The organism is Streptomyces sp. NPDC002306 (assembly GCF_053593435.1).
Genome location: NZ_JBSFCK010000034.1, coordinates 17,544 through 30,812 on the forward strand (window position 1 = coordinate 17,544; position 13,269 = coordinate 30,812).

Annotated in this window: 13 protein-coding genes and 4 pseudogenes; 10 read left to right on the forward strand and 7 right to left on the reverse strand. The window is 66.9% G+C overall.

The window, feature by feature from the left end; translation table 11 throughout:
- Positions 1 to 24 precede the first annotated feature (24 nt).
- Positions 25 to 459, forward strand: a complete 435-nt coding sequence (locus tag ACWCQK_RS34685; protein ID WP_451161966.1) for a hypothetical protein — start codon at positions 25 to 27, stop codon at positions 457 to 459.
- Between the two features lie 552 nt (positions 460 to 1,011).
- On the opposite strand, the gene ACWCQK_RS34690 is transcribed toward ACWCQK_RS34685, so the two are convergent.
- A complete protein-coding gene (locus tag ACWCQK_RS34690) occupies positions 1,012 to 1,440 on the reverse strand; it encodes an ester cyclase (protein ID WP_451161968.1) in 429 nt (142 codons plus the stop codon).
- Between the two features lie 195 nt (positions 1,441 to 1,635).
- On the opposite strand from ACWCQK_RS34690, the gene ACWCQK_RS34695 reads away from it, so the two are divergent.
- The 4 genes and pseudogenes from ACWCQK_RS34695 to ACWCQK_RS34710 form a co-directional block, all read left to right on the forward strand.
- Positions 1,636 to 2,391: a MerR family transcriptional regulator gene (locus tag ACWCQK_RS34695; RefSeq protein WP_451161970.1), complete on the forward strand. Its 756-nt coding sequence runs from the start codon at positions 1,636 to 1,638 to the stop codon at positions 2,389 to 2,391.
- Positions 2,388 to 3,071 carry a hypothetical protein gene (locus tag ACWCQK_RS34700; RefSeq protein WP_451161972.1) on the forward strand — a complete coding sequence of 228 codons (684 nt, stop codon included), beginning with the start codon at positions 2,388 to 2,390 and terminating at the stop codon, positions 3,069 to 3,071. Before ACWCQK_RS34695 ends, ACWCQK_RS34700 begins: the two co-directional genes overlap by 4 nt.
- A gap of 235 nt (positions 3,072 to 3,306) precedes the next feature.
- Positions 3,307 to 3,393: pseudogene (locus tag ACWCQK_RS34705) on the forward strand (IS5/IS1182 family transposase); the annotation flags it as partial.
- 87 nt (positions 3,394 to 3,480) lie between these two features.
- Positions 3,481 to 3,693: pseudogene (locus tag ACWCQK_RS34710) on the forward strand (transposase); the annotation flags it as partial.
- A gap of 27 nt (positions 3,694 to 3,720) precedes the next feature.
- On the opposite strand, the gene ACWCQK_RS34715 reads toward ACWCQK_RS34710, so the two are convergent.
- Both ACWCQK_RS34715 and ACWCQK_RS34720 read right to left on the reverse strand, forming a co-directional pair.
- Entirely contained in the window at positions 3,721 to 4,308 is a 588-nt protein-coding gene (locus ACWCQK_RS34715) for an Imm21 family immunity protein (protein WP_451161974.1), read from the reverse strand.
- 165 nt (positions 4,309 to 4,473) lie between these two features.
- Positions 4,474 to 5,477, reverse strand: a pseudogene (locus ACWCQK_RS34720) (transposase family protein).
- Between ACWCQK_RS34720 and ACWCQK_RS34725 the strand changes: the two are divergent.
- Entirely contained in the window at positions 5,378 to 5,593 is a 216-nt protein-coding gene (locus ACWCQK_RS34725) for a hypothetical protein (protein WP_451162025.1), read from the forward strand. The pseudogene ACWCQK_RS34720 and the gene ACWCQK_RS34725 sit on opposite strands and share 100 nt — an antisense overlap.
- Before the next feature lie 156 nt (positions 5,594 to 5,749).
- On the opposite strand, the gene ACWCQK_RS34730 is transcribed toward ACWCQK_RS34725, so the two are convergent.
- The gene (locus ACWCQK_RS34730) at positions 5,750 to 6,181 is read right to left on the reverse strand and encodes an Imm1 family immunity protein (protein ID WP_451162017.1); all 432 of its coding nucleotides are present in this window, start codon (positions 6,179 to 6,181) and stop codon (positions 5,750 to 5,752) included.
- A gap of 670 nt (positions 6,182 to 6,851) precedes the next feature.
- Between ACWCQK_RS34730 and ACWCQK_RS34735 the strand changes: the two genes are divergently transcribed.
- Positions 6,852 to 7,055 (forward strand): hypothetical protein, encoded by a 204-nt coding sequence (locus ACWCQK_RS34735; protein ID WP_451161976.1) that lies wholly within the window; start codon positions 6,852 to 6,854, stop codon positions 7,053 to 7,055.
- 526 nt (positions 7,056 to 7,581) lie between these two features.
- Complete coding sequence (locus tag ACWCQK_RS34740; protein ID WP_451161978.1) at positions 7,582 to 9,234, forward strand: alpha-keto acid decarboxylase family protein; 1,653 nt, start codon at positions 7,582 to 7,584, stop codon at positions 9,232 to 9,234.
- 414 nt (positions 9,235 to 9,648) lie between these two features.
- Here ACWCQK_RS34740 and ACWCQK_RS34745 read toward each other — a convergent pair whose 3' ends face one another.
- Positions 9,649 to 10,338 (reverse strand): hypothetical protein, encoded by a 690-nt coding sequence (locus tag ACWCQK_RS34745; protein WP_451161980.1) that lies wholly within the window; start codon positions 10,336 to 10,338, stop codon positions 9,649 to 9,651.
- A gap of 19 nt (positions 10,339 to 10,357) precedes the next feature.
- Here ACWCQK_RS34745 and ACWCQK_RS34750 point away from each other — a divergent pair.
- Positions 10,358 to 10,672, forward strand: a pseudogene (locus ACWCQK_RS34750) (ISKra4 family transposase); the annotation flags it as partial.
- A gap of 42 nt (positions 10,673 to 10,714) precedes the next feature.
- Here ACWCQK_RS34750 and ACWCQK_RS34755 read toward each other — a convergent pair.
- A complete protein-coding gene (locus tag ACWCQK_RS34755; protein ID WP_451161982.1) occupies positions 10,715 to 11,332 on the reverse strand; it encodes a hypothetical protein in 618 nt (205 codons plus the stop codon).
- Positions 11,333 to 11,957: 625 nt separating this feature from the next.
- Here ACWCQK_RS34755 and ACWCQK_RS34760 point away from each other — a divergent pair.
- The gene (locus ACWCQK_RS34760; protein ID WP_451161984.1) at positions 11,958 to 12,596 is read left to right on the forward strand and encodes a hypothetical protein; all 639 of its coding nucleotides are present in this window, start codon (positions 11,958 to 11,960) and stop codon (positions 12,594 to 12,596) included.
- A gap of 191 nt (positions 12,597 to 12,787) precedes the next feature.
- Here the strand turns inward: ACWCQK_RS34760 and ACWCQK_RS34765 are convergent, their stop codons facing one another.
- A complete protein-coding gene (locus tag ACWCQK_RS34765; RefSeq protein WP_451161986.1) occupies positions 12,788 to 13,039 on the reverse strand; it encodes a hypothetical protein in 252 nt (83 codons plus the stop codon).
- Positions 13,040 to 13,269 lie beyond the last annotated feature (230 nt).

The window sequence follows — 13,269 nt, forward strand, 5'->3', positions numbered from 1 at the left end:
TCAACCCCACCGCAGGAGCCGCGAATGTCCAGGACCGCCGACATCGATCTCGTGTTCGCACACGCCGTCACCGTCGACGCCGTGGTGCGAGCGCTGGCCGGTGAGGGGTGGTCGCTGCAGGAACCGCTTGGTATCTCCTACGTGGTCAACAACGACGACCTGTTCGACTGGCAGTCGACTTCAACCGACCAGGCAGCTGAGATCTTGACCCTGGTTGATTCACCGGCCAACGCCGACCACCACGTCGGTGTCTGCATCTATCACTCAACTGCGGAAACCGGTGGCCAACTACTTTTTCATGCTGGCCGATCGCACTGTTCCTTCATCCCGACGATCGACCGGCGGAGCCTCTCCGGAGCACCAGCCCTGACGGACATAGCCTGGTATCTGAACGCGCTGGTGCCGCCCCTGCTTGCCCTGGGGCTGGCCAGCTACAAAGCGCGGGACCTTGCTGACTGAGACTCGTTCGTCAGCAGCTCTCGGTCGGCATCCGGGCAGCACGCGCATACCGAAGGGCCCTCGTTGCCTACCCAGCCGGTGTCACGCACAGCTACCCGATCACGGAAATTGAGCCATAGCCGAGAGTTCGTGAACATTCCAGTCCGGCTCCGACGGACAGCTGCCTCCCAAACCAACATCGAAGCGCTGTCCCTTCTCGTGGACAGAGCCAAGGCGGAGTCGGTCCGGCCACAGCCGCCGCAGTCGCAGTCGCAGTCGCAGTCGCAGTCGCAGTGAAGACGCTGACGCCCGCAGCACCGAACGCACAGGACCGACTTGCCCCCCCCACGCCCGCGAGGGGCCGGCAACCCCGGCCATGCAGGCCCTGATACCGCGCCGATGGACGGTCCCACCGGAATGATCCGGGCGTTCGCGGGTGGGTCGGGCATCTTCCGCTCGGCGCACTTGCTCTGACTGCCGCCGGCCGGATGCGTGTTGCCGGTCTTCGGGCGGAGCCCCATACGCAGCCCGCCCATCGTGATCCCCGGCCCAGAAGTCGGCAGGCCGGACGGGTCAGTGCTCGGCCGTGGCGGGCCCGATCTGCTGCATGAGGCTGATCAGGTCCGGTGCGACCCACTCCTCGGCGATCCTGCCTGCCTCGATGCGGTAGACCTCGACACTCCGGTAGACAACCGTCCGGCCCGTCGCCTCGAACTCCTGGAAAGCTCCCAGGTGGGTTCCCCGGAAGGTGACCAGCACCGTGACCTTGTCACCGACGCCGAAGATGTCCTGGACGTCGATCTTCAGATCAGGGAAGGCGTCCAGCATCGCCCGGGTCCCCGAGCGCCACGCCTCCCGGCCGAGCAGCAGCTCGGGCGAACCAGGGACGTTGGCGATGAAGTCCTGCGCCAGCAGTTCCACCGCCGCGTCGAGGTCGCCGCGTTCCACGCACCGGTATGCCATGCGCATCAGGGCCACGTTCTTGTCCGTGCTGGTCGTCATCCCAGTGTCCTTCCGCAGGTGGAGGCCCCCGGGGTGCGGTGACCGCCCGGAGCCGATGTCCTGCAGTGAAGACCATGACGTCGCGGCAAGGTCAAACCAGACGGACCGAGACCTTCCGCGGCGGCCGGGGGTTCCGGCCGCCAGGCGGACCCGCATCCTTGACCTTGCCGCGACGTCATGGTTTCCACTGGGCTCATGAGAATCGGAGAAGTCGCGGCGCTGGCCGGGCTCACCCCGCGGGCCGTGCGGCACTACCACCATCTCGGACTGCTGCCCGAACCCGCACGACGCAGCAACGGCTACCGCGACTACGGCGTCCAGGACGCCGTCCTGCTCGCCCGGATCCGCCGACTGACCGAACTCGGTATCGGCCTCGACGAGGTACGCGACGTCCTCGCGGACACCGAAGGCCACGACCTCAAAGAGGTCCTGGAAGAACTGGACGCCGACCTGGCACGGCAGGAGGCCCTTGTCCACAAGCGGCGCACGCAACTGGCCCAGCTGATCGAGCAGGCCAAGGACGGATCCCTGCTCCCCGAGGGGCCGATGTCACCCGAACTCACCGGCCTGCTCACCGCTCTCGGCGACACCGGTCCCGACGCATCACCAATGGCCGTCAAGGACCGCGAACACCTCGCGTTCCTCGACGCCGCGACCCCCGAGGACAAGCGGGTCTCGCTGATGGCGGCGCTGCGCGAAATGCGTGAGCACGCCGGACACGTCTACAGCCTGCTGGACGGCCTCGCCGGCCAGAAGCCGGACAGCCCGCAGGTGACCCGGGCCGCCGCCGCACTGGCGGCCCTTCTGCCAGACAGCCTGGCGGCACACGTCCCCGACACAGACACCCACGGCCCCGCCGAGGCCCTCTACGACGACCTGGCCCCGGCCCAGGCCGCAGCCGTCCGCCGCGCCCTCGAACTCCTCAAAAGCCGCCAGGAAGGACCAGCATGACCCCCACACCCCCGGCCGCCCAGGCTCAGCCCGCCGCCCCCGCATCACACGAACACCCCCGGCACATACACATGCCCGTGCGGCGGTTCCTCGCACACGAAGGCCGGATCATGGAAAGCCTGATCCGCTGGATCACACGCCGCCCGCACGGCACCGAGAAAGCCGACGCGGTCTTCCTCCACGGCCGGGACCAAGCAGCCATGATGTACGGCCTCACCTTCGCCTGTGTCGTCGAGACCGCCGCCTTCACCTACCTCCTCGCCGGCTGGCCCGTCATCCACACCGTCATGCTGATCGTGGACATCTACACCGTCCTGTTCGTCCTCGGCCTGCACGCCGCCTCCCGGACCCGCCCGCACACCCTCACCGGCCACACCCTGCGCATCAGACAGGCAGCCACCAACGACATCCGCCTCCCCCTCGACCAGATCGCCGCCATCCGCCGCGAGACACGCTTCACCCACCAAAAGAAGGACGGCGAGCTGAACCTCCCCATCGGCGCACAGACCTCCATCACCCTCCAGCTCACCGAACCCGTCAACGCGCCGACCTTCTTCGGCGCACCCCGCCACGTCACCGTGATCAGGCTGCACGCGGACGACCCCAACGCCCTCTACAACACCGTCAAACAAGCGCGCACCACACCCCAGCCCACCCCGAACACGGTCCCGCAGCCCTGACCGGCACCGAGCCGGGCAGCACCAGGCCCTCTACCGATGCGACTGGCGCACGGACCGGAAAACCACCAAACGCACCGCTCCACGAGCCGAGAGCATCCCGCGCGAGACAAGCCGATAGTCAAGGAATGAGCGAGGGTAAAACGGCGTCCTCGCGCCCGTAGGCCCCGAGACCACGGCTCCGGCCGCTGAGCTCCACGCGCTATGCGACCGATCCGTCGCGGAGAACGAACCTGACCTGCGCCACATGGCGCCACTGTTCGGGGTGTCCACGCCCGCGGACGACCACGTCATCGGCCACCTCGGCCCGTTGCTCGCCCTCCAGAAACGTGAGCCCCTCACCGACATCGACTACCTCGACCTGGACTTCTGAACTCCCGCCGCCGGGCCGGAAGGGAGCCCATGCCGCATCGTCATGCCACCCCGTCGGCGGGCGGGCGAGGGACCGCCCACCTGGAAGCCGGAGCACAACCGCTCGCACAAGCAGGTCCGCGCCCGCGTCGAGCATGCCTTCGGGCGGATGAAGGCCTGGAAAATCCTCCGCGACTGCCGGTTGAAAGGCGAAGGTGTCCACCACGCGGTGCTCGGCGTCGCCCATCTGCACAACCTTGCGCGCACCACGTGACCGCACTCAACCAAAGCAGCTGGCTGTTCAAGATTCGATGGGCAGCAACTGGACCAGGCCGACCCAGTTCTCATCGTCCGCCTTGGCATGGGTGGCTCGGACCCTCCAGCGGGCGGCGGGCAGCGCAACCGATACCTGGGAGGGCATCCCGCCGCCGGGATACTCGGTGTCCAGCGCGGAGCCTGCTTCGGCGGAGTCCATGAGTGTGGCCGGACCGTCCGACGACCACGTGCCGCACTCCTCCCACGCGGTGGCGGTGTCTGCGAGAACCGCCCTGGCCACCGCCTTCAGCTCGGCCTCGGAGTCAGCCGCAAGCCACCGCAGGAATGCCCGATGCTCGGGTAGAAAACAGCTGGTCGCCGGCTCGTCCGCCAGCACCAGTGCCTGCGCACCGTTCGCGCCAACGGTGATCACACCGGCCAGATCGTCCACCGCGCAGGCCCGGTCGTAGTCGTCTGGAGCAGTGGCGTCTCCCGCCATGACCCCGGTCTCCGTACACCCACGCCATGCAGCCAACGCGGAGACGGGGACGAGGATCAAAGGCCCGCCCATCGACTCCACCCAGCCAGGGGAAGTGCGGGACGCATGGGCTTCGGGAGACGAAGAAACGCTCATGACGTCAGTGTGCCCGCGCCCACTGACAACGCCCACCGTGGCCGACTGACACCAGGACAGGAACGGCCCAGGGTCTGGGGCACCTGCAGTTAGGGAACAGCCCGTGGGAGCTTGCCATTTCGTCAGGACTCCCAAGGCGTCACCCGCGTTGCTACTGAGGTGTTTTCAACCTCCGGTTGAGCTGGTGTGATGGAGGGTGAGTATTGCCTGGACGATGCCTGTGATGCGGGTGGTCGAGCAGCGAAGGTTACGGAGGAGCCGCCAGGACTTGAGGGCGGCGATGGCTTGTTCGACGAGAGCGCGGATCTTGGCCTGGGATCGGTTCACGGCCTGCTGACCGGGGGATAGCGTCTCCCATTGACCGCGGAACGGCACCCGGACTGTGCCGCGGGCGCCCTGGTAGCCCTTCCCGCCCAGCAGGGGATGTGGGCCTGGTCGAGGACGTCGATGATGCCGTGTTCGCGGGCCGCGCGGATGTCGTGGACAGCTCCTGGCAGTGCGGGCGAAGCCCATAGGAGCCGACCAAACGGATCGGCGATGACCTGCACGTTCATGCCGTGTTTCTTGTGCTTGCCGGAGTAGTAGGGCCGGTCGGCCGCGATCCGGTCGATCGGCAGAAGTGTCTCGTCGAGCAGGACGTACGCCTTCGCCGAGGCAGCCTGGACAGCCTCGTCGAGGGTCGGGGCGAGTGCGGCCAACAGGTCGACGGCCTCGCTGATGTAGCGGTAGACCGTACTCGTCCCGACCTCGAAACCCGCTGCGAGCTGGGCGTACGTGGTCCCGTTGCGCAGATGAGCCAGCACCAGCAAGGCTTGACGTCCGGTCGCGATCCGGCGCCAGCGGCTCCCGATCCGACGACGGTGTTCACGCGGACGAGCAGCGAGGAAGGACAGGGACCGACCAGACACGTCCAGTCCGCACGGGTAGACAAGCACGGAAGCCTCTGGTGGATCCCGGGTGATCTTGGTCGTGAACCCGTCTACCAGGGGCTTCACTCTTGTGCCGAACCAACCAATCACCTTCCGCGGTAAGTTGACAGAGCTCCAGTGGACGTCAATAGCATCACGGCATGTCTTCCCCGATGGCCCGCCACTTCGTGCTGACGACCCTACTGGTCGTGACACTGGTCGCCTTCGGCTACTACGCTCTGCAGCCCGTACGGGAAGCATGCGTAATGACCTCTGAACCGTATGGGTCCACCTTCGACCCAAGCAGCATCAAAGCATCCGGCACCGGCGGGTGCGGCGAAGAACGCACGCGCCTCATGACCTGGTTCAAGGGGTAGGCGCACGCAACGAGCCGGGACCGCGACGACTCCGGGATTTCGATGGCCAGACGCCGAGTGGGTGGCCCCTGTCCAGGCCCATTGTGGCAGTCGAAGGTGGTCAGCCACTCGATGCGAGCAGTACGAGGCAGGTTCAACGATCAGGTTGGAAAAGGCTCACTCTATGCGTGTCCCATGAGTGTCTCCTCGAACCCATTGCACGCACGTAGGACGATCACCTGTTCCGACTCTGCAAAACTCCACGACTGCATCTCGAACTTGCGGAATGGGGATAGCGCTCCGAAGATCATAAAATCTCGGAAAGCTGGGATCAGTTACAACACGCGGGTCAAATTGAGGCGGGTTGGGATTATCCGAAACCCACGTGTGATCAAAGATGGGATCCATGGAGCCCTGGGAACGCTCAGCGCTGACGTACCAAATTAGCCCCCCGTATCCACTAGACGGATTAACCGCAACATGTAGATAGTTGTCTGGCCACCAATCGAAGGTGTCATTGGTGTGATAGCGATCCGCGAAACTGAAAACAGCATCATCTCCCGCACTGATCCAGTCCAAGCCAGTTCTTTCTCCACGGAGATTTTCCATTACTTGTTCAATCAAGGCGGGCCTATCTGATGCACCTTCAGCATAGAGATAATCGCCCCGAAACACGACGTTCAAGATCACGGTTTCGCTCCTTGCCGGCACCCAGTACCGGACCTTCCTCGGCTGCACGGGAGGCGCCTTCAGTCAGGCAGTCCTCCAGAACGACGGCACCGCGTGGACCGACCGCGACCGCGTATCCGTCGGAGACCACAACAAGGACGGCGCACGAGACCTGCTCCACCGGCACCCTGTGGCTGCGCTATGGCAGACCCGACAGAGCGGCGGCACCTCACTCCCCTCACTGGCCACCTCCGACGGCTACGTCAACGCCATCGACACCACCTGCGCCGCCGGCTGGACCACCAGCATCGTCCGCCTGCTGATGGGCGGCCCCAGCGTCAACCTCGACGGCATCCTCGGCACGTGGGCCATCAATTTGACCAGGGAGTCTGTTGACTCAATGGATCAGACGCCCACCTGCGGGAATGGTTGTACAACCTTTGAAGATTTTGTGAGTCCTCATCGCTGGCAGCCTCGCCCATCGGTTATCGGTGGCAAGGCTCGGAAGATCCGCAGGTCCGGAACTCACCGGCAGCCCGCGACTGAGCGGCCCGGTGCACTGCTACGCGCCCGCTGAGAGTGGGTCGTCGCATACGGGGAGGACCCCTCGGTGCGCGAGCTCGCCAACGCGGTCGGGCTGTCCCCGTCGACGGTCAGCCACCACCCGACCCAGATGCGGGCCGCGGGCACCGAGGTCGCCACTCGGGGGGCGCAGCCACCGGTACCCGCAGTGCGGCGGCTGACCGCTCCCCGTGACGATGCTGGCTTGCCGTCGTTGATAGGGCACCCCCGAACCGGGCCCCGGGGCGCCTGACCGTCCCGGGGCCCGATGAATGCCCAGGCCCATGGTCGGGTCGGCCAGCACGGGCGGCCCTGCGACGGTGTGTCGGTGCCGCACGTCGACAACAACAGTCTGGGGGCAATGCAGCTGCGTCGTGGCGAGCCCTGCCGGAAGCGAGCGGGGGCAACCGGAGCCTGCTGGAGTTGCGGGTTTCACAGGATCAGGAATATTTGGTCCTAGTTTTGCCTATGACCAGCCCATCAGCTGCCTGCGCCAACGGCAGAGACGCGGGAGGACCATCAGGGGTCAAGGTCGCGACCTGCCTCACGGCGAGCGGCCGTCTCGCACCAGGTTGCCGAGACTGTGCGGCCCACGGCCGGGCGCCGCAGGAGGAGCCGCCGAACAGCGCGGGCCGGAATCTGCGCCGTCGCCGCTCACTGTGTGCAGCCGTCCTCAATCGTCCAAGGGGCCGTTGTGCACCGCGTGTTTCGCAGCGGCGGCAACGTTGCGCCAAAGCTGCTCGTGGGCAGAAGCCTCCGCGGAAAGGAACACCAGAAGCATGTCGACCACGGTAATCCAGCACGTTCTGAACCGGCTGCGGGACATCGGCGTACGTCACGTGTTCGGCGTCCCCGGCGACTATGCCTTTCCCATCGACGACGCATTGGTTGAGCACCCGGACGTCGAGTGGGTCGGCGCGTGCAACGAGCTCAACGCCGCCTACGCCGCTGATGGCTACGCCCGCGTGCATGGCATCGGCGCGGTGTGCACCACTTACGGGGTCGGCGAGCTGAGCGCGCTCAACGGCATCGCCGGCGCCTACACCGACCACCTACCGGTGTTCCACCTGGTCGGCATGCCCAAGATGCCCGTCCAGTCCCACCGCTCGCTCGTCCATCACACCCTGGGCAACGGCGAATTCGACCTCTTCCAGAAGCTGTCCGGGGCGGTGGTCTGCGCGAGCGCCATCATGACCCCGCAGAACACCGCGGCCGAGACGGAGCGTCTCATCGCGGCGGCGCTCTACCACCGCCGCCCGGTCTACATGGCCTTCCCGGCCGACCTCGCGAACATGCTGGTGGTCGGGGAGGCCCAGCCCATCCCCGCGCCCAGGAGCGACCCGGCGCAGGTAGAGGCCGCCGTTCAGGCCATCACCAGCATGCTCGGCACCGCCCGCAGTGCCTGTGTCCTGCCCGGCATCCTCACGGCGCGCTCCGGCCTGGCCCCCGAGCTGCAGCAGTTCATCGACGCCACCGGGCTGTCTTTCGCCACGATGATGGCCGACAAGGGCGTCCTGGAGGAGGACCAGCCCGCCTACGTCGGCATGTACGACGGCAAGCTCATGAACGAGAACGTGCGCCGCTTCGTCGAGGACAGCGACGTCGTCGTCCTGGTCGGCGCGCTGATGCACGACTTCAACTCCGGAGCGTTCACGGCCAACCTCGACCCGGCCCGCATGATCGACATCCGCCACCACCACGTCAGTGTGGACGGCATGACGTACCAGAGCGTGGAGATGAAGGATCTCCTCACCGCTCTGACCCAAAAGCTCCCCCACAAGGACTGGCCGACCCTGCCGGCTGAGGCGACCCGCATCGCCCCGGCCACCGGCAGCGGCGGCGACTCCATCACTGCCGAGAACCTCTACCCCCGCTGGGAGAGCTTCCTCAAGCCCAACGACATCCTCGTGGCCGAGACCGGAACCGCGTCCCTGGGCATGGCCTTCGCCCGCCTGCCCCAGGGCGCCACGTTCCACAACCAGACCCTGTGGGGCTCCATCGGCTGGGCCACCCCCGCGGCCGTCGGTGCCGCCCACGCCGCCAGAGACGACCAGCGTGTCGTCCTGGTCACCGGTGAAGGCTCCCATCAGCTCACCGCCCAGGAGATCAGCCAACTCGGACGGTACGGCCTGCGTCCGGTCGTGTTCGTCCTGAACAATCACGGCTACCTGATCGAACGGCTCCTGTGCAAGCACCCGGACAGCGAATACAACGACCTCGCCAACTGGAACTATGCGGAACTGCCCAAGGCCCTCGGCTGCAACGACTGGTACACCGCCCGGGTGACAACCCTCGCCGAACTCGACGAGGCCATGGACAAGGCCACCAAGGCAAACACCGGCTGCTACATCGAGGTCATGACCGACACCTACACGGCACCACCGCTGGCCAACCAGCTCCACGACAACGTGGAAACCCTCTACTCCGCCTGATCCAGTAGACGAAAACCGCAGCCAGGCCCTGGCCGGGGACCGCTGGTCGGGCCATCCGCCCAGAGGGTCAGGGCCGAGCCGGACAGGCACACTCGAATCCTGGTCAGGGCGCATCGGTGTCGGCAATGCGGCACATTCCTGCCGGACGGATCCAGGAGCAGCCGCCGTTACCGTTCAGCAGCGTGCCGGACGGTGCCCGCACTGCGGCCGCTGACCGCAACCCGTGTGCCCCGTGACGGTGCGGGCCTCACGTCGTTGACAGAGCACCCCCGCACCGGGCCCCGGGACGACTACCCCTCCCCGGGGCCCGATGAATGCCCAGGCCCATGGTCGCGCTCGTGGAGGGCCGTCCATGACGTGGTTGGGCCCATGGACGGCCCTCCACGACCGTGGTCGGGTTATCCGTCCGGCTGGTCAGCGGCCTCGCTTGAACAGCACGGAGAACAGGCTCGGGTACTCGCGGGAGATGTCCAGGCGGCAAGTGTCGCAGTGCCGGCCGTCCTCAGGCGGTACCTGCTCTTCACCACGCCCGAACGGCTCGGTGCGGGGCCGCCCGCAGCGATCGCAGGGGTACGGCTCGGGCGGCTCAAGCTCAGGTTCTCGCGCCGTGGGCAGCTGCACCGCCGCCGCTGCTTCCTGGTCCCGAACTGCTGTTTCCTGCTGCCGTTCACGCTCGCGTCGTTCGTCGCGCCGGCGGCGCCGTTCTTCCTCGCGTACACGCCAGGCCTCATGGTCATGGGGGTTGGCGAGAGCGGTGTCGAAAGTCTCCCACTGACCGTGCCCGCACCGCCACCACACGGCCGCGCGCGGGCCGTGGGTCTGGAGGCGGTCGATGAACAGGACCGGGATGGCGTCGGCGTAGTCGTAGTAGCCGTCCTGTTCTTCCGCGGTGCCGTATCCGCCGCTCATCCGTTCGTAGTCGCCCGACCAGATGGCGCGGGTCTCGTTCATCACCGTGTTCATCCGGTTCTTCAGCGCCTGCGGTCCCAGCCTCGTGCCGGGGTTGAAGACGACCGCGACCTGGGGATGGCCCTCGCGGCCGGTCGGCGGATACAGCAGCCGCCAGGTCGGCACGCCGTGCTCCTGGTGGTCTTTGGACTTCAAGCGGAAGAAGCGCAAGTACGCCCGCCGCGAGGCCGTCACCACCTGCCACCGCTACCTCACCGGCCACCTCGACCAACTCCACTACGACACCGCCCTCGCAGCCGGCTGGCCCATCGCCACCGGCGCCGTCGAAGGCGCCTGCCGCCACCTGATCGCCGACCGGAGCGACATCACCGGCGCCCGCTGGGGACTCGACGGCGCCGAAGCCGTCCTCCGACTCCGCGCACTGATAACGAACGGCGACTTCGAGGACTACTGGATCTTCCAAACGGCCCGCGAACATCAACGCCTCTACCCCAGCCCCGACCAGCAGAACTACAGCCTCACCGCCTGATCACGGCGGTCGTTCGAAACGAACTGCACTCCGCCGCCGACCTCACTTGGGGCGACGGCGGCCGAGAGCGCGCGCGAGTTCGCCGACCGGCGCCAGCATGTGTCCGCCATCGCCCGCGCACCACCAGACAACCTCGCGATCACGCTCCGAGGCGTGGACGCCGAGGTCATGCCCGGAGCACACCGGCCAGACCTGCCAGGTCCATTCGAGCAGGCTCTCCTGGATCAGGATCGCCAGGCCGGTCAATGCCATGGCTGGGTCGTCGCACATGTTCGGCAGGATGGGGCCGCCCCAGTTGAGCCGTTCGCCGTCGGCAAGACGGACACCGGCTCCCACCGGGAACCAGTCCTCCAGGATCTCGATCTCCGGTTCACCCTCGATCCCACGCGTGGGCAGGTCGCGGGCCACGACTCGCAGTGCGGCGCGCAACGTCTCCAAACGTTCGGGGGCGAGGTCGAAGCCGGGATCGAAGCCCACGTCGTCCAGGAGGCGCCGGGCCAGGACGGTCATCTCCGCCTGCGGCACCTCGGCCGGGTTCCGCTCGACGACCTCCAGGACGGCGTCGGTGTGATGGAACCAGTCGAGCAGTTCGCAGGCGAGAGCGACGACGTCCTGTGGGTCAATGCTGTCCTCGCGCACGCCGAGGTAGACCCTTCGCATCAACTGTTCAGTATCCACTTCGTACTCAGCCATGGCGTCTCTCACCGGCCCAGTATCCCGACGAAGCGCGGTTCCCCGCCGCATGGTTTTCCAGCATGACGTCTGACCTACTCACCAGCGGAACTATGACCCCACAACTTGATCGCGGCCGTCACTTGAAAGGAACCGCACCCGCGGCAGGGACACCCAAGGATGTGATGGGGCGTCATATTCGGTAACCAGGCGGGTAGGCGTACGTGGTCTCACGCGACCCGCCCCCTGGCAAGCGAACACAAGGGCACGTTCTGTGACCGCTCCCCAAGAACGGTGTCAGAACCCCGTTCTCATGAACAAAGGCACGCGAACGAGGGCCGGTGTCGGTTTCGATCACTTGAAGTGGTCGCGCGCCCGTGACCGGCAGGTGGTAGCGTCGCGATCTTCGCCTCGCCCACGGTGCGGAGTCCCCCGGTAGGTAGCCGCCATGTCCGATCAGCATGTCCCTGACCCGCACGCGATGTGGCGGCTTGCGCTCGCCGAAGTGGACCGGGTCTTCGCTTCCGCTCCCGCATTCGACAGGCCTGTTGCGGGCTGTACGCGTTGCATCTCGGAGTCGGAACTGCGCGTCCTCGGCGGGGATCCGCGGGCTGTGCCGGACGACGTCCTTGCATACTTCATGGGCAAGGTCGTCGACCACTGGGATGCGGACCAGTACCCGATTCTGTGGCGCCGCCTCATGCCGCGCGCCTTGCGTCACTGGGGCCCGGGAGGTCCCGGTGGCGACCCGTCCCGTGAGCTGAGCCGTCTCGGCAAATACGGGGCCGGACTGGCCGACTGGCCGGTCACCGAGCGCACGGCGGTCGAGCAGGCATTTGGTGCGCTGCTCGCCGTCGCCGTCACCGACGGTCGCTCCCCTTCGGACATCCGCAAGCTCACGGAAGGCGTGGCCAACGCCACGAACGGCCTGGAGCCCTGGCTTGAGCACATCGCCGGGCTCCCCGGTCCCACCGCGGACGCGGGCCTCGTGCGACTGGCCGTCGACTGGGGCACGGACCTGCTGTGGGGGGACTTCCAGTTCTGGTGGTGGTACGACGGCGACCCGCAGACCGTCGCCGACTGGCTGATCACCCAGCGGCACCGCATCGCGACCTTCGCGGCACGCCACCCGCGCTGCAAGAACGCGGCAGACGCACTCATCGCGATCTCTCACCTGCAACAAGGTGACTGGGGCCCATGGTTCTACCCGCACAGCCAGCGCCCCCTCCTCCACTTGGCCGACATGGGGTGACCACTGCTTTACACATTCGATCAATGCGGCCTCACAGCACGGGAATCACCGCTGCGAGGCTGGCGTGGGCCATTCGTGGCCGCCGCTGTCCGCCGTCGCCGATCTCAGGTATGGACGTTCGAGCGAGAGCTCGTCACCTCCTCAAAGATCCGCCCGGCGAACGCGTCGGCGCTGACGACTTCCGCAAGGGCTCACTGAACCAGTGCGATGTGCGGATGGTCCAGGGAGTCGGGGCAGACGCGGAGTTGCAGGTTGTAACCGACGACGATGTCGATCAAGGTGAAGTTGCCGCCGCTCGCGTCCAGGGGAGGCGGGGCCGGGTCCGTCCGGTCCGCCTCGGCGATCCAGGTCCCGCTGCCGCCGTCCCATTCCAAGTAGGCGATGGTGAGGAGCGCGACCTCCGTGGTGCCGCACTCGGGGCAGGGGTGGGGCACGGGGTCCATGCGATCCCACAGGGTCCAGCCGCCGGTCTTCCAGCCGGGCGCATGGCAGAGACTGCTCAAGTAGAGGTCGCCCGGGTCAACGCAAACGTGTCATATCACGCACGGTCGATCGTCCAACAGGATGCGGAGTCGCGCTGCCCGAGTTCGGCGAGGTCTGCGAGAACCTCGCCTCCACCACCGGCCACCGCCTCCCTCGCCGGGCAGGCGCCCGCGGCCCGTGCTGGAGGGCG